The sequence below is a fragment of the Pseudomonas piscis genome, from assembly GCF_009380155.1.
In the GTDB taxonomy this organism is placed as follows: Bacteria; Pseudomonadota; Gammaproteobacteria; order Pseudomonadales; family Pseudomonadaceae; genus Aquipseudomonas; species Aquipseudomonas piscis.
In genome coordinates this window covers 54,484-77,087 of sequence record NZ_WHUV01000001.1, presented here as the reverse complement: position 1 = coordinate 77,087, position 22,604 = coordinate 54,484, and the positions used below count along the sequence as shown (strand labels likewise).

General features: G+C 65.5%; 19 protein-coding genes. 8 read left to right on the top strand and 11 right to left on the bottom strand.

Annotated features, from left to right (window positions below; translation table 11 throughout):
- Positions 1–14: 14 nt before the first annotated feature.
- From GDH07_RS00330 to hflK (GDH07_RS00315), 4 genes are read right to left on the bottom strand one after another with little or no spacing between them, the layout of a single operon-like run.
- The gene (locus GDH07_RS00330) at positions 15–1,916 is read right to left on the bottom strand and encodes a heavy metal translocating P-type ATPase (protein WP_152896451.1); all 1,902 of its coding nucleotides are present in this window, start codon (positions 1,914–1,916) and stop codon (positions 15–17) included.
- Positions 1,913–2,971 carry a protease modulator HflK gene (gene hflK / locus GDH07_RS00325; protein WP_053137735.1) on the bottom strand — a complete coding sequence of 353 codons (1,059 nt, stop codon included), beginning with the start codon at positions 2,969–2,971 and terminating at the stop codon, positions 1,913–1,915. Before hflK (GDH07_RS00325) ends, GDH07_RS00330 begins: the two co-directional genes overlap by 4 nt.
- A complete protein-coding gene (hflC, locus tag GDH07_RS00320; RefSeq protein WP_152896450.1) occupies positions 2,968–4,008 on the bottom strand; it encodes a protease modulator HflC in 1,041 nt (346 codons plus the stop codon). Before hflC ends, hflK (GDH07_RS00325) begins: the two co-directional genes overlap by 4 nt.
- Positions 4,005–5,945: a protease modulator HflK gene (gene hflK, locus GDH07_RS00315; RefSeq protein ID WP_152896449.1), complete on the bottom strand. Its 1,941-nt coding sequence runs from the start codon at positions 5,943–5,945 to the stop codon at positions 4,005–4,007. Before hflK (GDH07_RS00315) ends, hflC begins: the two co-directional genes overlap by 4 nt.
- A 246-nt stretch (positions 5,946–6,191) precedes the next feature.
- On the opposite strand from hflK (GDH07_RS00315), the gene GDH07_RS00310 reads away from it, so the two are divergent.
- Genes GDH07_RS00310 through GDH07_RS00285 form a run of 6 tightly spaced genes read left to right on the top strand, consistent with a single transcriptional unit; the run spans position 6,192 to position 11,950 of the window.
- Positions 6,192–6,815 carry a CDP-alcohol phosphatidyltransferase family protein gene (locus GDH07_RS00310; RefSeq protein ID WP_103324365.1) on the top strand — a complete coding sequence of 208 codons (624 nt, stop codon included), beginning with the start codon at positions 6,192–6,194 and terminating at the stop codon, positions 6,813–6,815.
- A 10-nt stretch (positions 6,816–6,825) separates the two neighbouring features.
- The gene (locus GDH07_RS00305) at positions 6,826–8,583 is read left to right on the top strand and encodes a bifunctional alpha/beta hydrolase/class I SAM-dependent methyltransferase (RefSeq protein ID WP_152896448.1); all 1,758 of its coding nucleotides are present in this window, start codon (positions 6,826–6,828) and stop codon (positions 8,581–8,583) included.
- The gene (locus tag GDH07_RS00300; protein ID WP_152896447.1) at positions 8,583–9,938 is read left to right on the top strand and encodes a phosphatase PAP2/dual specificity phosphatase family protein; all 1,356 of its coding nucleotides are present in this window, start codon (positions 8,583–8,585) and stop codon (positions 9,936–9,938) included. The genes GDH07_RS00305 and GDH07_RS00300 overlap by 1 nt, the downstream gene beginning before the upstream one ends.
- Positions 9,919–10,383 carry a hypothetical protein gene (locus GDH07_RS00295; RefSeq protein ID WP_152896446.1) on the top strand — a complete coding sequence of 155 codons (465 nt, stop codon included), beginning with the start codon at positions 9,919–9,921 and terminating at the stop codon, positions 10,381–10,383. Before GDH07_RS00300 ends, GDH07_RS00295 begins: the two co-directional genes overlap by 20 nt.
- A gap of 9 nt (positions 10,384–10,392) precedes the next feature.
- Positions 10,393–11,016, top strand: coding sequence for a lysophospholipid acyltransferase family protein (locus tag GDH07_RS00290; protein ID WP_053137752.1), 624 nt, complete (start codon positions 10,393–10,395; stop codon positions 11,014–11,016).
- Between the two features lies 1 nt (position 11,017).
- On the top strand, positions 11,018–11,950 hold the full coding sequence (locus GDH07_RS00285; RefSeq protein WP_053137755.1) for a phosphatidate cytidylyltransferase: 933 nt from the start codon (positions 11,018–11,020) through the stop codon (positions 11,948–11,950).
- A 60-nt stretch (positions 11,951–12,010) separates the two neighbouring features.
- Here GDH07_RS00285 and GDH07_RS00280 read toward each other — a convergent pair whose 3' ends face one another.
- Positions 12,011–12,484, bottom strand: coding sequence for an Lrp/AsnC family transcriptional regulator (locus GDH07_RS00280; protein WP_031320754.1), 474 nt, complete (start codon positions 12,482–12,484; stop codon positions 12,011–12,013).
- A 145-nt stretch (positions 12,485–12,629) separates the two neighbouring features.
- Here GDH07_RS00280 and GDH07_RS00275 point away from each other — a divergent pair, with 145 nt between their 5' ends.
- The gene (locus tag GDH07_RS00275; RefSeq protein WP_031320755.1) at positions 12,630–13,259 is read left to right on the top strand and encodes a LysE family translocator; all 630 of its coding nucleotides are present in this window, start codon (positions 12,630–12,632) and stop codon (positions 13,257–13,259) included.
- 45 nt (positions 13,260–13,304) lie between these two features.
- Here the strand turns inward: GDH07_RS00275 and GDH07_RS00270 are convergent, their stop codons facing one another.
- The 6 genes from GDH07_RS00270 to GDH07_RS00245 form a co-directional block, all read right to left on the bottom strand.
- Positions 13,305–15,434 carry a hypothetical protein gene (locus tag GDH07_RS00270; protein WP_152896445.1) on the bottom strand — a complete coding sequence of 710 codons (2,130 nt, stop codon included), beginning with the start codon at positions 15,432–15,434 and terminating at the stop codon, positions 13,305–13,307.
- Positions 15,421–16,623 carry a DUF3142 domain-containing protein gene (locus GDH07_RS00265; protein WP_152896444.1) on the bottom strand — a complete coding sequence of 401 codons (1,203 nt, stop codon included), beginning with the start codon at positions 16,621–16,623 and terminating at the stop codon, positions 15,421–15,423. The genes GDH07_RS00270 and GDH07_RS00265 overlap by 14 nt, the downstream gene beginning before the upstream one ends.
- Positions 16,624–16,784: 161 nt before the next feature.
- Positions 16,785–18,827, bottom strand: coding sequence for a pyridoxamine 5'-phosphate oxidase family protein (locus tag GDH07_RS00260; RefSeq protein WP_152896443.1), 2,043 nt, complete (start codon positions 18,825–18,827; stop codon positions 16,785–16,787).
- A 21-nt stretch (positions 18,828–18,848) separates the two neighbouring features.
- The gene (locus tag GDH07_RS00255) at positions 18,849–19,478 is read right to left on the bottom strand and encodes a glutathione S-transferase family protein (protein ID WP_152896442.1); all 630 of its coding nucleotides are present in this window, start codon (positions 19,476–19,478) and stop codon (positions 18,849–18,851) included.
- A 126-nt stretch (positions 19,479–19,604) separates the two neighbouring features.
- Positions 19,605–20,507: a LysR family transcriptional regulator gene (locus tag GDH07_RS00250; protein WP_053137766.1), complete on the bottom strand. Its 903-nt coding sequence runs from the start codon at positions 20,505–20,507 to the stop codon at positions 19,605–19,607.
- Between the two features lie 70 nt (positions 20,508–20,577).
- Positions 20,578–20,898, bottom strand: a complete 321-nt coding sequence (locus GDH07_RS00245; RefSeq protein WP_022641983.1) for a hypothetical protein — start codon at positions 20,896–20,898, stop codon at positions 20,578–20,580.
- A gap of 689 nt (positions 20,899–21,587) precedes the next feature.
- Between GDH07_RS00245 and GDH07_RS00240 the strand changes: the two genes are divergently transcribed.
- On the top strand, positions 21,588–22,559 hold the full coding sequence (locus GDH07_RS00240) for a hypothetical protein (protein WP_152896441.1): 972 nt from the start codon (positions 21,588–21,590) through the stop codon (positions 22,557–22,559).
- Positions 22,560–22,604: the final 45 nt, after the last annotated feature.

Sequence of the window (22,604 nt, the reverse complement as noted above, 5' to 3'; positions counted from 1 at the left end):
TAAATGCCGCCTGGTCAGGACTTGGCCAGGGGCTCCTGGAAACGCAGCAAGCGCCCGGCATTGCCCAGCACCAGCAAGGTGCTGAGGTTGTGCAGCACGGCGGCGATCATCGCCCCCGCGGCTCCCAGCCAGCCGAATGCGGCGAAGGCGACGATGGCCAGGGTCCAGCCCAGGCCGATGACCACATTGGCCTGCAAGGTACGCCGGCATTCACGGCTCAAGCGCACACAGGTGCCCAGGCGTCGCAAGTCGCTGCCGATCAGCACCACGTCGGCCGAGGCCAGGGCGATATCGGCACCGCCCGCCCCCATGGCCACCCCCACGACCCCAGCCTTGAGAGCCAGGGAATCGTTGATACCGTCGCCGACCACCATGGGTCGGAAGCCCTTGTCGATCTCTCCCAGCACACGTTCGAGCTTGCCCTGGGGCAGAGCCTGGGCCTCGACATCGCTGATGCCCACCTCCCGCGCCAGGCTGTCCGCCACGCTTTGCCGGTCGCCGGTGAGCAACAACTGGCGGCCCAACCCCAACTCCCGCAGTTCTTGCAGGGCCTGGGCCGCTTCGGGCTTGACGCTGTCGGCCAACAACAGCCAACCGAGGAACTCACCATTGAGCGCCAACCCGGCGATCGGCCCGTCATGGGTTGGCACCGGACTGGTGTCGATCCCCAACTGGATGAACAGTTCGGGCCGGCCCAGGGCCGCCTGGCCTTCGTCGGTGCGCGCGACCACCCCCAGGCCCTGGCGCTCATGAATATCCCCAAGGGCCCAATGCTGCTCTGGCGGCACCAGTGCTGCCAGCGCCCGGCTGACCGGGTGACTGCTGGCCGCGCCGAGGCTGGCGGCAAGGCTGAGCAGTGCCCGACGGTCCTCCAGGGGGGTGTCCAGCGCTTGCAAGCGCAGGGTGCCGAAGGTCAGGGTGCCGGTCTTGTCCACCACCAGGGACGTCAGATCCGCCAGCTCTTCGAGAAACGCCGAGCTGCGAATCAGGATGCCGTGCCGCGCCGCCACGGCGATCCCGGCGATGGCGGTGGCCGGCGCCGAAAGCACCAACGCACAAGGGCAAGCCGCCACTAGTACGGCGAGCATGGCCTGGGCATCGTTGGTAATGAACCAGGTCACCGCCGCCAGCAGCAGCACCAGCACCAGATAGCTGCCGGCATAGCGTTCCAGCAGGCGGGTAATTGGTGGCTTGGCGCGTTCGGCGTTCTGCATCAGGGCGATCACCTTGCCCAGGGTCGACTCCTCGCCGGTGCGAGTCACTTCCAGGCGCAGCAGGCCATCGAGGTTGATCGCGCCCCCGAATACCTGCATGCCCACGCTCGCTTCCAGTGGCACCGATTCGCCGGTGATCGGCGCGGTGTCCAGGCTCGCCTGGCCCGATACCACCACGCCGTCGGCAGGCACCCGGTCCCCGGCGCGCACTTCCACCAGGTCGCCGGTCCTGAGGCTGGCGTTATCCACTTCCTGCACGCTGCCATCGGCCTGTACCTGCCGCGCCTGGCTGCGGGTCAGGCGGCCCAGGGCATCGATGGCTTCCTGGGAACCGATCACGCTGCGCTCTTCCAGCACATGGCCGAAGATCATGATGATCGGCAGCAAGGCTGCGGTCAGCAGGTCTCCCGTGGCCCAGGCGCCGAGCATGGCCAGGGCGATCAGTTGGTCGGTGATGCCGTGCAGGCTCGGATAGCGCAGGCTGAACCAGGCCGAACGCAATACAGGTACGGCCACCAGCAAGGAAGCAACGCCCAGCAACAACTGGCTGACACCGACTTGCTCGGGCGCCAGCCAGCGCCATGCCAGGCCCAGGCCCAGCAAGCCGAGGGCGAGCATGGCCAGGGTCAGTTGACGGGCGGCGCTGCGCTGTTCAGCGCTGGTCAACATGCTGGCAGGCGCCGCATGGGTAGAAGCGGTCATCGTTCAGCTCCCTGGATGATCAAGCGGGAATCGTCTTTGGGGTCGACCGTCGTCACCGAGCCCGACTGGCGCAGAATCTGCGGCAGGCGCTCACGATAGATGCGCAGCAGCATCTGCGGGTCGCTGCCATTGCGTTGCTCCTGGGCCAGGCTTTGGACCGTGGCGGTCTGCGCCCGGGCCAGGGCCAGGCGCTCGCTGGCCTGGGCGTGGGCCACTTGCAGGCTGCGGTCGGCTTGCTGGTTGGCGCCCTGGGTAAGTTTTTCCGCTTCGGTACGCGCGTTGGCCACGGCCTTGTCGGCCTGCTGGCTGGCCGTCAGCACGGCATTGAAAGCGTTGACCGCAGGCTCGGGCAGGCTCGACTGCACGTCGACCCGGGTCGCTTCGATACCTATGCCCTGGCCAGTGGCGGCCAGCTCGGCCAAGCGCTGGTTGATCCCCTGGAGCAGATCGCCACGCAGCCGCTCACGGCGTTCGGCGGCCTGGTGATCGCTGCCGAGCAACTCCGGACGTGCCACCAGGATGGTGTCCAGGTCGCGGGCCGCAGCCAGGCTAACGGCGCTGCGGGTCGCCAGGCGGTCCAGGGCCGGCAGCACATGCTCGCCTTGCAAGACATAGGCATAAGGATCGCTGACCTTGTAGAACACCCGGACGTCCAACTGCACCACGCCGGCGTCGCCGGTGAGCAGGTAGCCCGAGCCGGCCAGGGTATCGTTCAACGGCGTGGCCAGGGTCGCCACCCGGTCTCCTTGCACTGCGGCTTGGGAGCGCAACAGTCCCTCGATGCGCCGCTCCAGTACCCGATCGGCGGCCGGCAACAACACCACCTGCTCGAAAGGCCGGGGCCAGGCCAGCAGCAGCCCGGCATTCTGCACCCGGGCCAGGGCACCGAAATGCATGACCAGGGCGCGGTCTTGCGGATCGATCTGGCGAACGTTGGACAAGGCCCAAGCCAATGCAGCGAGGATGGTCACCACATACAGGCCGATGAATGCCAGGCGCCCCGCCTGGATCCATGGGCTGTCCAATTGATTTGTTCCACGTGGAACGCTGTTCATGGCTGCGTTCCAGACGCTTTGTTCGGCAAACTCGGCGGGCCGTCCACCAACACCCGGAACGGCGCGGCATCGGTACGCAGGATCAGGCGAGTGCTCGGATTGACCACCGTGCCCAAGGTGTCCAGGGAGCGCAGCAGGTTATACAGCTGTGGCGAACTGGCGTAGGCACGGCCGTAGATCTGCGCCGCTTCGACCCTGGATTGCGCTTCTATATCAGCCGCCTTCACCGTGGCATCGGCTTGCACTATGCGTGCATCGCGCTCGGCAGCGGAACGGATCTGCGCCGCTTCACGCTTGCCCACGGCAGTGCGTTCGGTGGCGATGGTTTCACGCTCGGCGCGCATGCGATCCACCGTGGCGGTGAGGGTCACCGACGGCAGGGTCAAGCGCTCGATACCCACCTGCACCACTCGCACGCCGTAGGTGGACAGCAATTGCTGGTCGATCTGCTGGCGCAGCCGGCTTTCGAAATCGCCAATGCGGACCTTGCCGGCATCGGTGTTCACCAGATCGGCCAGATCGAAGCTGCTGGCGGTGGTTTCCAGGGCCGAACCAACGAAGGTGCGAATCTGCCGCGCCGCTTCGTCCGGCTGGTTCTGCACCGCCCGCATGAAGCGTTGCACATTGTCCGGGTCGCCCTGTACCCGCCAGGCCACATAGGCCTGGACGATGATCCGCAGGCCATCACGGGTACCCACGTCCTGCAAGCCGCTGGAGGTGGTACGCAGGCGCAGATCCACCGGGATCGCCGCTTCGAAGGGCGCCGGCCAGCGCCAGTTCAGCCCCGGCTCCAGCAGGACCCGGGCCGGGTTGCCGAAGCGGGTGATCACCGTGGCTTCGCCGGAACGCACCTGCACCAGGCTCGCGGCCGCCAGGGCGAACGCCACCAGCAATGCCGCCCAGCCCATGCGCCGCCAGGGAAAGGGCCCTTCCTGCGCTGGCGCGCCATGGTGATGCCCATGATGGTGGTGATGGCCGTGCCCATGGTCGTGGCCGGCGTGCTCGGAGTGGGAATGGGTGTGGGAAGACTGGCTCAATGGGCGGCTCCTGGCTGGGCGGCTTTACGCGGCGCCAGCGGGTCGGCGGGCAAGGTGAAGGTACGCAAGTCGAGGGTTGGCGCACTGTCGCCACCCAGACGGTGATCGAGGATCAACAACTGGGCCTTGCCCAGGCCCTGGATCAGTTGGCCGAAGTACTGTTCCAGGATGAATGCCTGGCCCGCACCGGCGTAGGCCTTCTGCTCGGCGGCGAACCGCAGGTCGGCCGTCTGGGCCTCGGCCTGGATCTCACGCGCCGTGGCCCGCGCCTTATCGTTGACTTCGCTGGCTTGCAATTGCGCCTGGTTGGTTTGTTCAGCCGCGGCTCCACGCTCCCGGGAAATCAGCGCCTGGGCGCCAATCTGCGCGGCCTGTACACCGTGGTAGGCATTGGCTGCACCAGCCGGTGGGTGAATGGCCTCGACCACGGTGGCGAGAATCTCCACGCCACTGTCGAGCCTGGACAGATCGGCCTGCACCGCGTGGCCGATATCCTCGGCCAGGCGCGTGCGGTCTTCGCCCAGCAGGCCATCGAGGGTGCGCGAGGCGAAATCGTGCACCAGTACCCGGCTGGCGGTACTGCGGATCAGCGACGGCACATCGTTGCTGTTGTAGGTCGCTGCCAGCGCTGCTGCGTCATCCAGGCCGATGCGGTAAACGAAGCGCACGTCCATGTTGACGATCTGGAAGCTCTGCTGGTGGTCATCGCCACTGGCGATCACCTGGGATTTGTCATTCACGTGGCTGGCGTCCCACAAACGATTGGCAATCGCCGGTGCCGGCCCTTCCGCCGCTGCCGGCTCGATCGGTTGCGGGGTTTCGCCCACGCTGGTGGCCAACTCATGGACCACGCCGTTTTCCACCGTCAGCACCCGCCCCAGGGGCCAGGGCAAACCCAGGTGCAGGCCTGGGCCGAAAACCGTTACCGGCTTGCCGAAACGCTCGTAAATACCGCGATTGTGCAGCGAAATCTCATGAACCCCGGTCAATAACCAACCTACCGCAAGGATCAGCGCCAGTACCGGCAGAAACGCCCGGCGCATGTAGGCAAAGGCCCAGACCTGGCGCAGATCGATACCGAACCTGTTGTGCAATTCGTTTTGCAGGCTGAGCAGCGGTTGCGGCGGCCAGCGCAACAAGTCGGCGACGAAGCTATGGGCCAACAGCCGTGGCTCAAGGGCCTCACGCTGGGGACTGAACAACGACAACAGCGCCCGTAGCAGCAACTCACCAGCCACCAATGCTGGCAACAGGCCCATCAATACCGCCAGGCGCACCGGCCACAGGGCGCTGTCGCTGCCGAACAACAAGCACAAGGCGCCCACCAGCAAGCACAGGATGGCCACCCGCAGCAGCTGCGCCACGGCCCCGGCCTCCGGCCATTCACTCGGGTGCTCCTGGGCCAGCTGGCGTTCCAACACCAGCAAGGCGAAGGCCAGCAACAACAGCAGCACGGCGACGACACTGGCGCTCAGGCCCAGGGCCGTAGCGGGCAGCGCCAGATTGAAGACCTGCGCCAGGCAGTACAGGGCCAGCAGCGACCAGCCAGCGAGCCACAGGGTCGGGGCGCCGATCTGCTGCAACAGGCGCCGGGCACGGGCGCCCAGGATGGAAGCGAAGAACCCGGCAGGCGCCGTCTCGGACGTCTCCACCGACGTCGGTGGCGCCAGCACGTCCTCCCGCCAGCGACTCACCCAGCACGCCGACTGCAGGCCCGCCACCACCACCAGCAAGGCACAGGACAGGTTCACCAGCACTACCGGCCAAAGGGTCAGCGCGGCGAACAAATCGACGAACAGCGCCGCCACCAATCCCAACACCGCCAACCCCAGCAGGCCACCGCCCCAACGCTGCAAACGCCCGGCGTGGAACGCCGCGCGCTGGAAGCGTGGCAAGCCGGCCACATCCACCCTTTGCGTCTCAAGATCGACCTGCATACCACCCCGCCGCTCTGCTCCGGCCCTGTGGAGGGACCCACCGCCGAAATTTTTGGATACAACTCGTTACTGTATAACGGTTCTGGTGAAATTTTTGTCGCCCGCCATGTCTTTTCATCCAATGTATGCGTCGTAGAACCGAAAGATCGCTGTTTGCTCAAATGCCACAACTTGTGATGTCGGCCCCCGGCATTTACGGCAATAATCCAGCCCTGCTTCCCGCGTGCGACAAGGAAACGTCCCATCATGCTTTCGATCTACCAGCTCAAACCACGCTTTCAGAACCTGCTGCGGCCATTGGTGCAACGCCTCTACGCCAACGGCACCACGGCCAACCAGGTCACCGTGCTGGCCGCGGTGGTTTCCCTGCTGGTGGGCGCGCTGGTGGCCTTGTTCGCCAACCACGCCTGGCTCTTCGCCCTGATCCCCTTGTGGATGATCCTGCGCATGGCGCTCAACGCCATCGACGGCATGCTGGCCCGGGAGTTCGGCCAGCAGTCGCGCCTGGGCGCCTACCTCAACGAACTCTGCGACGTAGTGGCCGACAGTGCCCTGATCCTGCCCTTCGCCCTGCTGCCCGGAGTCAACCTGCCGCTGGTGCTGGCGGTGACCCTGCTGGCGTTGTTCAGCGAGTACGCCGGGGTACTGGGACCGATGGTCGGCGCCTCCCGACGCTATGACGGCCCAATGGGCAAGAGCGACCGGGCCTTCGTCCTCGGCGTGCTGGCCACCGGCATCGCCCTGGGCTGGCTCGGCGCCCTGTGGATAAACGCCGCGCTGGCGCTGGTCGCCGCCTTGCTGGTCTACACCCTGATCAACCGGGTCCGCCAGGGCCTCAAAGAAGTTCAGCACAACGCTCCCTCTGCATAAGGAAATGGCTATGCGCGAAGCCCAACACCAGACGTTCCGGACCCATGATGGTGTCGAACTGTTCTACCGCCACTGGCCAGCCACCGAAGTGGCTCCTGGCGAGCCGCGCCAGGCGGTGATGCTGTTCCACCGCGGCCACGAGCACTCCGGGCGCATCGCCCACCTGGTGGACGAGCTGGACCTGCCGCACATCGATTTCTTCGCCTGGGATGCCCGTGGCCACGGCCAGTCGCCGGGTGCCCGGGGCGACAGCCCGAGCTTCGCCACCAGCGTGCGCGACGTGCAGACCTTCTGCGACCACCTGGGCAGCGCCCACCAGATCGCCGAAGAAAACATCGCCGTGGTGGCCCAGAGCGTCGGCGCGGTGATTGCCGCCACCTGGGTCCACGACTACGCGCCGCGGATCCGCTCCCTGGTGCTGGCCTCCCCGGCCTTCAAGGTCAAGCTCTACGTACCGTTCGCCCGTCCCGGCCTGGCCCTGATGCGGCGCTTTCGCGGCAACTTCTTCGTCAACAGCTACGTCAAGGCGCGCTTCTTGAGCCACGACCCGCAACGAGTCGAGAGCTATGACAGCGATCCGCTGATCACCAAGGCGATTTCGGTCAACGTCCTGCTGGGCCTGTATGAAGCGGCAGACCGGGTGGTGGCCGATGCCCAGGCGATCCAGGTGCCGACCCAGCTGCTGATCTCCGGGTCCGACTTCGTGGTGCATCGCAAGCCCCAGGAGCAGTTCTTCGAGCGCCTGGGCAGCCTGCGCAAGGAAAAGCACATCCTCCCGGGCTTCTTCCACGACACCCTGGGCGAAAAGGAACGCGCCCCGGCCATGGCCAGCATCCGGCGCTTCATCCTGCATAACTTCACCCTTCCTTTGCAGCGCCCTGCCCTGCTGGACGCCGACCGCCTGGGCGCCACCTGCGCCGAATCCGAGGCCCTGGCCGCGCCGCTGCCACGCAACTCGCTGCGCGACCTGTACTGGCGGGCCACCCGCGCCAGCATGCGCCTGGGCAGCCAGTTATCGGCGGGGGTCAAGCTGGGGTTCGACACCGGCTTCGACTCCGGCAGCACCCTGGACTACGTCTACCGCAACCGCCCAACCGGACATACCCCGGTGGGGCGCTTGATCGACCAGAACTACCTGAACTCCATCGGCTGGCGCGGCATTCGCCAGCGCAAGCTGCATGTGGAAGAACTGCTGCGCCTGGCCATGGAACAGCTGCGTGGGCAAGGCAACGAGGTGCGCATCGTCGATATCGCCGCCGGCCATGGCCGCTACATCCTCGAGGCCCTGCAAGGCGTCGCGCCGCTGCCGGAATCGATCCTGCTGCGCGACTACAGCGACATCAACGTGCGCGACGGCAGCGCCCTGATCCAGGAAAAAGGCCTGGGCGACATCGCCCGCTTCGTCAAAGGCAACGCCTTCGATCGTGACGATCTCGCTGCCCTGGACCCCAAGCCGACCCTGGCGGTGGTTTCCGGCCTGTACGAGCTGTTCGCCGACAACCAGATGGTGGGCGACTCCCTGGCCGGCCTGGCCAGCGCCGTGGAGCCTGGCGGCTATCTGGTGTACACCGGCCAGCCCTGGCACCCGCAGCTGGAGCTGATCGCCCGGGCGCTGACCAGCCACCGCGAGGGCCAGGCCTGGGTCATGCGCCGCCGGACCCAGGCAGAGATGGACCAACTGGTGGAGGCCGCAGGCTTTCGCAAGGTGACGATGCGCGTGGATGAATGGGGCATCTTCAGCGTATCCCTGGCGCAGCGGGTGCAATGATGGCCACAGGCGCCCTGCCGGCGCGCGAACCCGGATTGCTCAAGCCCGCGGTGCTCTGGCTGCTGTTGCTGGCACCGTTGTTCTTCGGCACCTATGGCTTCGCCACCTGGGTCACTGCGCAGCGCGACGACGTCGCCAGCCTGGTCTTCGACTGGGAACGACACATGCCGTTCTGGGCCTGGACCATAGTCCCCTACTGGTCCATCGACCTGCTCTACGGCCTGTCATTGCTGCTGCCGCGCAGCCGCGACGAACTCAAGCGCCACGCCCTGCGCCTGCTCAGCGCCCAGGTGATCGCCGTCAGTTGCTTCCTGCTCTGGCCGCTGCGGTTCACCTTCCCCCGGCCGGAACTGGACGGGCTGTTCGGCTGGTTGTTCGCGGTGCTGGCAGGTTTCGACAAGCCCTTCAACCAGGCGCCGTCCCTGCACATCGCCCTGCTGGTGGTGCTGTGGGTCTGCTATGCGCGGCATATCCACGGGGCCTGGCGCTGGCTGGTGCATGGCTGGTTCGCGCTGATCGGGATTTCGGTGCTGACCACTTATCAACACCACTTCATCGATGTGCCCACAGGCGCCCTGGCCGGCTGGCTGTGCGTCTGGTTGTGGCCGCTGGATCGTCCCAGCCCGCTGGCCAGCGCCCACTTCAGCCATGACCCGCAGCGCCGCCGACTGGCCCTGCGCTATGCCCTGGGAGCTGCGGCATTCACCCTGGCGGCCTGGGCCTGGGGCGGCATCGGCCTGTGGCTGCTGTGGCCGGCGGTGGCGCTGCTGCTGGTGGCGGTGAACTATGCCTTGCTGGATGCCGCCGGCTTCCAGAAACGCGCCGATGGCCGCCTGAGCCCCGCCGCCCGCTGGCTGCTGGCGCCTTACCTGGCAGCGGCGTGGATCAACTCGCGGTTGTGGACAAGAAATCATCCACAACCGGACCAGGTTGTGGATAACGTCTGGCTGGGACGCTTGCCGACGCCGGCCGAACTGGACGCCAGCCCGTTCGCCGCGGTGCTCGACCTGTGCGCCGAGCTGTCCCTGGACGGCCGCTCGCTGGCGGCCTACCAGAGCCTGCCGCTGCTCGACCTGTGCGCACCGAGCCCGGCCCAATGCCTGGCCGCGGCCCAAGCCATCGAGCACCAGCGCCAGTACGGCCCGCTACTGGTGTGCTGTGCCCTGGGTTATTCGCGCAGCGCCACGGCGATTGCCGCCTGGCTGTTGCACAGCGGACGCGCGGCCACGGTAGACAGCGCCCTGGTCCAGCTGCGCAGGGCGCGGCCGCAAATCGTCCTGCATGCCGCCCATCGCCAGGCCCTGGAAAGCCTGGCCAACGCCAGGAGCCCAGCCCATGCCCACGCTCACCACTGACATGCAGTTGTACAGCGTCGCCAGCCTGCTGCGCCGAGGCCAGGCCCTGGACCAGTTATCCACAGGCCTGACCCTGCTCGGCGGCTTGTATGGCCTGGGTCAGTACCTGCTCGCCAGCGTTACCCTCGCCGGGCTGCTGCTGAGCCTCGCCCTGGTGGCCCTGGGGGTTGTGGAAAAGTACCTGGCACTGCGGGTGGCCTTCGATGCCGACCTGTTCCAGCGGGTGGCCGATGCCGCGACCTCCCTGGAGCACAGCACCCGCGCCCTGGACCAGGCCCTGAGCAGCCTCGGCCTGCAGCCCGTCGAGCACGGCGGACGGCCCTGGCACGAACGCAGCCAGGGTGCCCTGGGCCTGCTGCGGCGCCAGGCGCTGCTGCTGGCGACCCAAGTGCTGGTGCTGTTGAGCGTGATCCTGATCAGCCCCTGGCTGGCCTTTGCCGGATAAGGAATGCCCATGTTCGAACCCCTGGTTGCCAATCTCATCACCTCCGCCGCCCGCAGCATCACCGGCGCCCGCAGCCTGTGGTTGGGCTCGGCGCCGCAGGCGGTGCAACGCATCTACTTCGCCAACCACAGCAGCCACGGCGACTTCGTGCTGCTGTGGGCCTCGCTGCCGCCGGCACTGCGACGCCTGACCCGCCCCGTGGCTGGCGCCGACTACTGGCAGAAAAGCGGCGTGCGGCGCTACATCATCAACCGGGTGTTCAACGGCGTATTGATCGACCGCGAGCGCAAGGAGGCTGTGGATAACAATCCCCTGCAGCCGATGCTCGATGCCCTGGAGCAGGGCGATTCGCTGATCATCTTTCCCGAGGGCACACGCAATCCGGAAGACGGCCTGCTGCCGTTCAAGAGCGGCCTGTATCACCTGGCCAAGCGTTATCCACAGGTGGAGGTGATCCCGGTGTGGATCGCCAATCTCAACCGGGTCATGCCCAAGGGACGCTTCCTGCCCTTGCCGCTGCTGTGCACCACCAGTTTCGGCGCGCCCCTGGCGGTGGAAGACGGCGAAAGCAAGGAAGACTTTCTCGAACGCAGCCGCGCCGCGCTGCTGGCCCTGGCTCCGGAGCACGCCTGAAATGGATAAGCAGACCCTGATGTTGTTCGGCGGCATTGGCGCCATCCTGGTGCTGGCCTCGCTGATCGGATTGATCCTCAAGTGGCGTACCCGGGGCAGCCCCAACCCGGTGATCGACAACCTCAACGCGCGGATCAACGCCTGGTGGGTGATGGTGCTGGTGATCGGCATCGCCTTCTGGCTCGGCACCGCGGCGGTGATCCTGCTGTTCTATGCCGTGTCGTTCTATGCCCTGCGCGAGTTCCTGACCCTGACCCCGACCCGGCGCAGCGACTACCCGGCGCTGGTGGCGGCGTTCTACCTGGCCCTGCCCCTGCAGTACCTGTTGATCTATTCGGACTGGTACGGGCTGTTCTCGATCTTCATCCCGGTGTACGTGTTCCTGCTGCTGCCGATCCTCGCCTCCCTGGGCGGCGACAGCACGCACTTCCTGGAGCGCGCCTCCAAGGTCCAGTGGGGCCTGATGATCGCGGTGTTCTGCGTATCCTTCGTCCCGGCCCTGCTGACCCTGGACATCGCCGGCTACGAGGGCCGCAACCTGCTGCTGATCGCCTATCTGGTGATCGTGGTGCAGCTTTCGGACGTGTTGCAGTACGTCTGTGGAAAACTCTTCGGCAAGCGCAAGATCGCCCCCAACCTGTCGCCGTCCAAGACCGTCGAGGGTTTTGTCGGCGGCATCCTGCTGGCCTCGCTGATCGGCGGCGCGCTGTGGTGGATCACCCCGTTCAGCATCTGGCAGTCGTTCCTCATCGCCCTGCTGATCAACCTACTGGGTTTTGCCGGCGGCATCGTGATGTCGGCGATCAAGCGCGATCGCGGGGTCAAGGACTGGGGGCACATGATCGAAGGCCACGGCGGCATGCTCGATCGCCTGGACTCGGTGTGCTTCGCCGCGCCGATCTTCTTCCACCTGGTGCGCTACTGGTGGACCTGACCGGCCACTAGCAGCTTGCCCTGTGGCGAGCGTGCGCAAGCACCCTCGCCACGAACCAGGTCAGCCCGGCAGATGGCCCAGCGGCAAGGGGCCTGGGGTCTTCACCGTGTGGATCGCGAAGTTGCTGCGGATATCGCTGACCCCCGGGATCTTCAGCAGATGGCCGGTAAGAAAGCGGTCGTAACCCCGCAGGTCGGGCACCACCACTTGCAGCAGGAAGTCCGACTCGCCGGATACCAGGAATGCCGAGATCACCTCCGGCAACTGCAACACCGCCTGGCGGAAGGCTTCGGCTTCCGCATCGTTGTGCCGCTCGACCTTGACCCCGACGAACACCGTCAGCCCAAGCCCCACTTCATCCCGGGCCAGGACCGCCTGGTAGCCGCGGATCACCCCGGCCTCCTCCAGCATCCGTACCCGGCGCAGGCAGGGCGATGGCGACAGGCCGATCTCCTCCGCCAGTTGCACATTGCTCAGGCGGCCGTCGCGCTGCAGGGCGGCGAGGATCTTGCGGTCGTAGGCGTCGAGTTTAATGTTTGGCATATTCGGCTGGTCCCTTGGCTTAATCCTGGAAGATTATGCCAACTTCTGCTTCTTTGCTGGCTGATTACGCAAGCACCTGCCCTGCCCTCCAGCCCTAAACTGTGGGCACCGACTCGACAACGAATGGGGGTGCAAGGTGGCGCAACTGTGGATGTTTTTCCTGGCCCTGGCGGTGGTCTACCTGCTGCCCGGGCCCGACATGATCCTGCTGTTGCAGACCGGCGCCCGCCAGGGCAAGGCCCAGGCATTGGCCACGGCCCTGGGCCTGGCCATCTCCCGGGGCTGCCATGTGGCCCTGGCGGCCCTGGGGTTGGCGGCGCTGTTCAAGGCCGCGCCCTGGACCTTCGACGTGGTGCGCCTGGCCGGTGCGGCCTACCTGCTGTGGATCGGGATCCAGTGCCTGAGGAGCAACCTGCTGCCCGCGCTGGACGGCAGCGGCGCGGCGGCCACGCCCTTGCGCTGGCGCCAGGCGATCCAGCGCGGAGTGCTGACCAACCTGCTGAACCCCAAGGCCCTGCTGTTCTGCTCGGTGCTGTTGCCGCAGTTCGTCGATCCCCAGGCCGGGGCGGTGGCGCCACAGTTCATTACCCTGGGCGTGTTGCTGGTGGGCGTCGGTGGGCTGTTCGACTGCTGCTACGCCCTGGCCGGCGCCGGGCTGGGTCGCTGGATGCAACGCAGCCCTTCGGCGCAACGCCTGCAGCAATGGCTGTTCGGCAGCCTGCTGATCGGCTTCGCCCTGCGCCTGACCTTCGTCCAGCAAGCCTGATTTGGCCATCGGGCATCAGGCAAGCCGTACGACCCGATCTGGCGGCTATGCCTTCCGGCGGCGGATCAGGTAGGCGCCGCCCAGCAGCAGGAGCGCCGCGCCACCGGCGCTGGCCAGCTTGTGCTGCCCGAGGCTGGAGCGGGTGGCGTCGATCCACTGGGTCACATAGCGCTTGTTGGCGCTGCCGAAGTCCGGCTCCTGGCAGTTCATGCCGAAGTTGCCGGCCCACTCCACGAACGGCCCGTGCTCCACGTAGCGCTTGTAGTAGTCGATCTCCAGGTCCGAGCCCCGGGTCCAGCGCGCAGCCTTGCACAGCACCGCAGCGAAGGCCTGGCTGGTATGCGGCAGGTAATCCGCCGCGCGGTTGCCCAGTTCCCCGGCCACGTAGCGATAGTGATAGCGCACATCAGGATCGGCGGTACTGGCCTGCTGGCGCTGCACTTCGTCGGCGCTGAGGAAAGGCCCGGCCTGCACCGGTGGGATCTCCAGGTTATAGCTGCCCCAGAGGCTGTGGTAATCCGGCCCCATCTCGTAGCCAAGGATCTCCATGCCCGAGGTCCGCGCCAACTGGCCGGCCTGGTAGTAGGCCTCGGCACGGCGGGTAGGCAGCCAGGCCGACTCGGCCCGCTCGCGATACTCGCCGTAGGCCTTGGCGATGGCCTGGCGCTCGGGACTGTCGAAATAGCCCCAGCCTTCCTGGTAACGGCCTTCGCGTAGCAGGCGCCGTCCCAGCAGCTCGCGTAGCTGCGCGGCGATCGGCAAATGCTCGTAGTAGTCGTCCGCCTGCTTGGGCGTCGGTGGCGGCGCCGGGACCTGGGCGTCGACGAAACGCTTGAGTTCATCCACGGTCAACACCCGCTCCGCCACGGTCGCCGCGTCGTGCCAGTAGATCTCGCCACTGCGGTAGAGCAGCTCGAACGCCTGTACGTAGTCGCCACGCTCCAGGGCCAGCACGGCGCTTTCGCCTTCTACCCGGCAGCCCGGCTTGAGGTCTTCGTAGTTGCCATCGTAGTCGCCGCGAAAGCCCCAGTTCTCATCCCGGGGGAAGGCCGCGGAGGCCTTGGCGTAGGCGGCCGCGGCGGCCACCTTGTCGCCGTCGCGCACGGCCATCTTGGCCCGCAGCCACCAGGCAAGGCCGCCATCGCCAGCGTGCTCGAGCAAGAGCTTGGTGGTGGCGAAATCGCCATTCTGGTAATTCAGCGCCGCCAGCCGGTCGGCATTGTCGAAACTGCCGGCGGTGCCCTGGCTCAAGAGCTTGATCAGGTTGCGCTCGGAGTCCGGCTTTTCGCCAAAGGACCAGCCCTGGTGGGACACCAGCGAAGCGGTGAGCAGGCGCGCCACCGCAGGCTTCTTGAGTTGCTCCAGCAACTGCTCGTCCGGCAGGCTGCCCAGCTCGTTCACCACTTGTTTCAGGGAGCTGTAGCCAACCTCCGAGCCCTGCAGGCTCTGGCTGGCATACAGGTCGATGGCCTGGCTCCAGTCCCCCTGGTCCTTGAGGATCCGGGCCTCTTCGCCGAGGCTGGCGATGCCCAGTTCCAGCGGGTCGCTGAAGCCGTCGACGCTCAGCTGGCGCGCCTGGATGAATGCCTGGCGCGCCGCCTGCAAGGTCTCGCGCCGGCCCTGCTCGTCCAGTTCGTTGGCTTCTGCATGGATGGACCTCAAGGCCCGGCCCAGGGAATAGGCGGCCCAGGTACTGCGCAATGCGCGCTGTTGAGTCGGCAGCTCCAGCACCTTGCGGAAATACTCCGCGGCCAGTTGGCTGTCCCCGGCATTGAAAGCCACCGCACCGGCGGTATAGAGGCGGATCTCGGCCGGCAAGCTGGCGCCCTGCTGCTCGGCGGCGCGGCCGTCGTCGAGCTTGCGCAACTGGCCGACCAGGGTCCGCTGCGCCTCGTCCAACCCCTGTTGTTCCGCCCAGTTACGCTGCTGCACCTCGTAGCTCTCGGGCAGGCTGTAGTCGGAGTTGAAGGCGTCCTTGGCCACCGGCTTGAGCCCGGCAACGGCCTGGCCCAGGCGGCTGATCTCGAACTTGAAGCTGCCTTCGGGCAGTTCCGCCAGGGTTTGCGGACGGTCCGCAAGCAGGCGCATGGGGAAAGTCGGCCCGCACGCCAGGGCCGGAGCCAGGGGCAGGAACAGACTCAGGCACAACAGGTGGCGAGATCTAGGGACGAACATGCACAGCTCCTTGGTCAATTTTCGTACAGCGGGCCCAACCCACGGCCCGGGTGCCACCTGCCGCCAGGCGGCCGGTCTGCTGGCGGGTCAGTAGCAGCTGGCCGTCGCGCAACTGGGCGGTATAGCCACCCAGCCCGTCGAATCCGTCGCATTGGGCAACGGCCAGGGACAGTTGTTCAGGCAGGAGACGATCGAGGTTGCCCGAGTTGCTCAAGCGAATGTCGAACAAGCCATCCTGCTCAGTCAGGCCGATGTCCAGCCGGCTGGCCAATACCTCGCCCCGGGCCACCGCCTTCAGGGTGTCCAGGCTCCAGGCCCGGACATCGCCCTTGAGCGGCAGGCGAAACCAGATCAAGCCGGCCAGGTGCGCCGGCGGATCGTTGCGCAGGGTCTTGGCCAGCAGGCTCAGTTGTTCGGGGTCGGCCATCAGTTCGCGACGTTCGCCGCGCTGGGCGATGGGCGCCTCGCTCTCCACCAGCGGCGCGCCCTCGCCGCCTGCCAGCAGGGCCACGCCATAGGCGGGTAGAGCCAGGTAGAAGGGTTTGTCGGTGACCTGCGCCCAGCGTCGGGCCCATTGCTCGGCTTGCCCGGGGTCGAACAGGCCCTTGCGCGGGTCGCTCACCGCATGCACCTGGAGCACGCTGCCATCGACCTGGGCCAGCAGCCTCGGCAATTCAGAGCTGCCAAGCCAGGCCGGAAGCGCGGTGATGCTCAGGGCCAGGGACGCCGGTAACCGGGCCCGCAAGCGCGCCAGCAACGCGGCATAACCCGGCAGCCGCGCGGTGGCGGCATCGTGATCGATCTCCAGGCCGGCCAGGATCAGACCCTGCCCTTGCCAATCGGCCAGCAGTTGCTGGACCTGGGCGAGGATTTCGTCCTGGTCCAGCGCTGGCAATTGCCCATCGAGGCGAACCACCGCGATCAGCCGTCGGCCATCCTGGCGCAACATATCGGCATCGATCCGCGCCCGACTCCAGCCAGCCTGTGGAAAAGCCTGCAAGGCCAGCACCCGGACTGTGGAAAAGTCTGCCCGGGACCCTGCCAGGGCCGCAGCGTGGGCCGGGGTCCACTGGCGTTGCCAGATGTACAGCTGTTGATCCAGCGCGGGCGCCTGCTCCTGACGACAGGCGCTGAGCGACAGCCCGCAAAGGAGCACGGCGCAGAGACGGAGCAGAACCCGGGGGAGCATGGATCGTTGATTCCCTTTAACGCTGAAAACCCTGGAACATCGCCGGGTCGATAGGCCCGGCAACCGCCACCCGCAGCATGCGGCAGCGGCGAGAAAATTCGCGTCAGCCTACGCAGGGGGCGGGTTGGCGGCAATCGTCGGGAAGGATTTTTTTCTTCGTTCTACAGATCCAGCACCAGGGGTGAAGATGAGTTATCCACAGCAGCGGGAACCGCGCAGCAGATCAGCACCTGCCCGGCTTCCGGCAACTGCGCCGGGGGCTGTGGATAATTGACCTGGCCACTGAGCAGGCGGGTCTGGCAGGTGCCGCAAGAACCACCCCGGCAACTGAATTCCGGGTGCAGGCCGGCGCGTTCCGCCAGTTGCAGCAGGCTGCCGCCAGCGGGTTGCCAGTGATGTACCAGGCCAGAACGCTCAAAGCGCACCGGCACCGTGCTCGTGGCCGCCGCCGGCTGCTGCAACGGCACGGCCTGGGCATCGGGCCGCCGACGCAGGGTCGAGGGACCGAAGGTCTCGGCATGGATCTGCCGATCGTCGATATCCAGGTCCCGCAACTGGTCGTACAACGCCTGGGTGAAGGCACCGGGACCACACAGCACGAAATCCACGGCGTCGTAGTCATCCAGTTGCAGATGCTCCAGCACCAGCCGGGTGTCGATCCGCCCCTGCCGATCGAAGGTCACGCCCGGCTGTGCCGTCGCCTCGGGCTGGCTAAGCAGGCGCAGTACCTGCAGCGCCTCCCCGGCTTGCTCACCGAGGGTTCGCAGCTCCCCGGCAAAGGGCTGTTCGGCAAGAGTACGCGAGCCCAGGAACAACCAGGTGGGGCGCATGCGCCGGGTACGCAGGCCTTGGTAGACCACCTCGCGTAGCATCGACAGCAAGGGCGTGATACCCACCCCGGCCGCCAGCAGTACCAGTGGTCGCAGCCCGTGGGGGTCGATGCTGAACTGGCCCTGGGGCGCCCTGGCGTGCAGCAGGTCGCCCACCTCGACCTCATCGTGCAGGTAGCTGGACACCCGCCCCTCGCGCTTGACGCTGATGCGCAAGAACCCGTCGGACGGGGCGCAGGACAGGCTGTAGGTGCGGATCAGCGGCTGTGGGTCGAGCCCGATCCGCAACGGCAGGTGCTGGCCGGGCAGGAAAGACGGTAAGCCCGCGCCGTCCGCCGGTTCCAGGTAGAACGAACGGATGCTGTGGCTTTCATCCTCGATCCGCACCACCCGCAGCGGCCGCCATTGCTTGCCCAGGGCCTGGGCCCGCAGGCGCGCCTCGGCCTCGAGCCAGGAGCCGGTCAGCAGGCTGTTGGGGGACACTCCGCGCAACGGCCCACGCTGGGACAAGGCCGCCGGGCGCCGCACCATGCGCTCCACCTGGACCCGCCACAGCCGCTCGGCCCCCTGGAAGGCACTGACCAGTGGACCGTCGAGGATGATCTGGGTGGAGCCGGTGAGTTGCAGCAGCTCGCCGCTGTGGAAATCGATGAACAACAGGCCGGCCCGAGGGTTGAGCAGCAGGTTGCCCAGGGTGTTGAAATGCAGGTTGCCGGCGAAATCCGGGATGGTCAGGCAATCGCCCTCGACCCGGACGAAACCGGCCTGGCCGCCACGGTGGGATACATCCACCGAACGCTGGCCTTCCAAATCCACGTAGCTGGCGACGAAGAAGGTGTCGGCGGCAGCGATCAATGCCCGCGCCGCATCGTCCAGGCCCCGGTGATGCTGGGCCGGGCGTCTGGCGGGGTCGCCCAGGGGCACCTGTTGCAGCTCGCGCAGCTGGATGTACTGCGGGCAGTTGCCGAAGGACTGCTGCACCCTCACCTCGAACCCCTGGGCGTCGAGGGTGGCGATCTGCCCGTTGAGGCGGTTACGCCGCCGGGTATGCAACTCGATCCCCAACAGGCCCAGCGCTGCTCCCTCGTGCAACTGCAACGGGTCATCGCTGGCCGGCAGGCTGTCCAGACGTAGCCGGGTGTCCTGCGGGGCCCGGGCAAAACCGGGGGGCCCTTCGAGAATGCTCGCCCACGGGCTGCCGTCGGCATCCACCGCGCCCACCAGGATGAACGGCAGCTGTTGGTAGAACTGCCGATGCTGGTCGGGCATGGCCTGGCGGATGACCTTGGCTCCGAAGGCTTCCATGCGCTCGGCCACCCCGGCCTGGGCCTGCAACTGCCGTTCACCGGCGTGCCAGGGCGACTGGGTGCTCATGCAAACCTCCCTCGGGGCGCCTCAAGCGCTTTTCAGGCCCGCCGCCGTGGATGGCATGGCGACGAAACCCGGCAGGGCTTCGATGCGCTCCAGCCAGGCACGAACGTGGGGGTAGTCGGCCAGCGACACGTTGCCCTCCGGCGCGTGGGCGATGTAGCTGTAGCCGGCGACATCGGCGATGGTCGCCTGCTGGCCGACCAGGAACGGCCTGCCGGCCAGTTCCTGATCCATGACCTTGAGCAGGGCATGGGCGCGGGCGATGACTTCCTCGGGGTTGAAGGTTGCACCGAATACGGTGATCAAGCGTGCCGCCGCCGGCCCGAAAGCGATCGGCCCCGCGGCCACCGACAACCAGCGCTGCACCTGCGCCGCTCCCACTGGATCGGTGGGCAGCCAGCGGCCATCGCCATAGCGCTGCGCCAGGTACACCAGGATTGCGTTGGAATCGGCGATCACCACGCCCTGGTCGTCGATGACCGGCACCTGGCCAAAGGCGTTGAGGGCCAGGAACTCGGGCTGCTTGTGGGCACCCTTGGCCAGGTCGACGAAAATCGTTTCGACCGGTAACTCCAACAGGGACAGCATCAGCTCGACACGGTGGGCATGGCCGGAGCGGGGAAAGTTGTAGAACTTGATGGCGGGCTGGGACATGGACGACTCCACAGGCAGGTGCACGGTCGAAGCGCCGCGCTGGAGGGGCTATCTTCCTGCCAGGGCAAAAACAACAGAATCACCAGAAATCACAAACCATCATTTCATCGACTGAAACAATCTTGCTCAAGGATTGAGCGATGGATGCTCGCGCAGGGCCTGTACCGCGAAATCGACGAAGCTGCGCACCCGCGCCGGCGCCTTGCGCCCACCCTGGTACACCACATGGATGGGCAAGGGAGGCTGCTCGAAGGCCTCGAGGACGATTTCCAGCTGCCCTGCCGCGACCTTGTCGGCCACTTGATAGGACAGCACCCGGGTCAGGCCCAGCCCCAGGCTGGCGGCGGTGATGGCGGCCTGGCTGGCGCTCACCAGCAAGCGAGGCTCGGGGCGAATGCTCAAGGCGCGGCCGGCGACGTTGAACTGCCAGTTGCGCGCCTGGCCAATGGAAGACGGAGCGATCACCGGCGCCTGGCGCAAGTCTTCGGGGTGCTGCGGTCGGCCATGGTTGGCCAGGAATGCCGCAGAGGCGCAGATCACCCGGCGTACCTCACCGACGCGGATACTGTGCTGGCCGCTGTCCGGCAGCTCGCCGATGCGCACTGCCACGTCGATGCCCTCGTCCACCATGTTGGCCATCCGATCCACCAACAGGGCGTTGACGCTGACCTGTGGATAACGTTGCAGGTAGCGCACCAGCAGCGGGGTGACGAAGAGTTCGCCGAACAGCACCGGCGCAGTCAGGCTCAGTTGGCCCCGGGGCTGGGCATGGATGCCGGCAGCCGAAGCCTCGGCATCCTGGACCTCGGCGAGAATGCGTCGGCAATCCTCCAGGTAGCGTTGCCCGGCTTCGCTCAGGTGCACGTTGCGCGTGGTACGCACCAGCAACTGGGTGCCGATGCGTTGCTCCAGGGCCGCCACGGCCCGGGTGACGCTGGCCGCCGACAGGTTCAGGCGCCGCGCCGCGGCAGCGAACCCCTGCTCCTGGGCGACACAGACGAACACCTGCATTTCCTGAAATCTGTCCATGGCCTATCTCGAATGACGGCGCCCAACCGACGGGCGCCACGAGCCAGCAGCATAATCCACCGCCATGGCGTCAGGGGGCGCACCAGGTCTGCACATCGTGCCGATGGAATCCCGGGCACCGGTTGTTTTTGGCGATCAGCCTATACGGCTGGTCTTCAGCGTAGGAAAAGTAGAAGTAGTACTGCCTATCCTCCCCGTACAACCAATAGGAAGAAGAGCCCTGGTTGATCAGGGTCGGTTCAAAGGTCCAGATCGAGGACTCCGCCGGAATGAAGTTGTCTCGATCCATCAGCAGCAACAGGCCATTGGACAACACCGGCGTCAGTGTCCCCAGCCCCAGGACAACCAGGATCAGCACGATTATCCATCCATGAATCAGGCGAAGCTTCATTGGTTTTCCATCCGCTGGATAAAAGTATCGACCTCGGAGCAGGCCAGGGCGCCAACAGCTGTGAAGCTGCCTAGTTTTTTCGAAAACCCGGCGTAAGTCGATCCTGCGCCACTCAAGCAGGTCTTTTGGCAGGGCTCGCAGGGGGCCCCTGGCCCAGGGATAGGGGTCAGCGACAGACTCGCAAGTTTGACGGTGAGGTCCTTGTCCGGAAGTCATGCCGATTTCGCGTCCAGCCTGGGTCAGGTATGACTCACGCACCAGGGAGCTGATCAGATCGCTTGGCCAGCGAGGGCGTGTTTTTCCTAGAGAATCGACCGGTTCAAGCCTGCTACGACAGGCACTTCCCAGCCCACAAGCGGACTTTTCCCTAATGGCTGAGCACACCGTCCTTGAGACCTGGAATTGTCTATCGGCATAGGGCAGCCTCAATTGGCCAGGAATCCAACACGAGCCAAGTCCATCATCGACTGCCAGATTCGCGGCTGATCAGCGTCTACCTCAAGGCTAAGAAATTGACGACACTCTGCCTCGCACTGACAATAAGACTCTGCGCCGCGACTATCTGTCCGAATGATTGTGGTATAGGTGTCCGGAGCAACGTGAGCTGAAAGTCAGAGCCGCGTTGAATCCTCATGAATTGAAAGTCCATCGTCTGCTTTTGGCCGGCAGCTCTTACTAGGGGTTATTAAGTGGAGACCAGGCTACCCATTACCAAGAATGCATCGATCCCAGAATCAAAACCGGCTATTTCTGAAACCCTTCTAATTTCACTATTGTTGCCGACACGAGGCCGACCGGAACTGGTCAAGCGTTTATTCAAAAGCATTATTGATACCGCTGAAGCCCCTAATTTGATTGAAGTGATCCTGTACGTGGATGACGATGACGTAGAGAGCCATCATCTAGACGGTGGCTCTTTGCATACCCGATGTATCATCGGGCCCCGACAGTCGATGGGCACATACAACACGCAATGCTACCGGGCCTCCAAAGGGCAGATCATTGTCCTGGTCAACGATGACATGGTGATGCGTACCACTGGCTGGGATCGTGAACTGCGTACGATGCATGATCGTTTTGCCGATCGTATCTATCTTGGCTATTGCAACGACCTGCTAAAAAAAGGCGGCTTGGCAACGTTTCCGATACTTTCACGCAAAACCTGTGATCTGCTGGTCGACCCTTATCCAGCAGCCTATGCAGGTGCCTTTATCGATGTTCACCTCTTCGATATTTTCAAACGCCTGCAACATCAAGGTTTTGATCGTTTCATCTACTTGAATGATGTGGTTTTCGAGCATCTTCATTATCGAACCGGCAAAGCTACCTACGACGAGACGTACAAGACGCGAGGTCGCTTTCAGGATGACTCCGTGTTCATCCAGTTGAGCAATTCCAGGCGTGACTCTGCAAAACGACTCCTCAATGCTCTTCAGGGACGACCACAGGAACCTGTTTCAACTACCTCAGCGGTCGATGAACCTCGTTTGCCGGGGCGGAGCTCATTGTTCTTCTACTTCAAGCGGACCTTTCTCGATTTCGGCTTGCCTCTTCGCTGGCGGACATATCTGTGGGTGTGGTTCACGCTCCGCCACTCCGCTGCCCACGGGCTATTGCGGTTCGTAGTCAGAAATGGAGGAAACACCAAGTCGTCCAGTTGATCCCACGACACAGCACGGATCCATTCAAGTTTTTAGGAAAGCGGC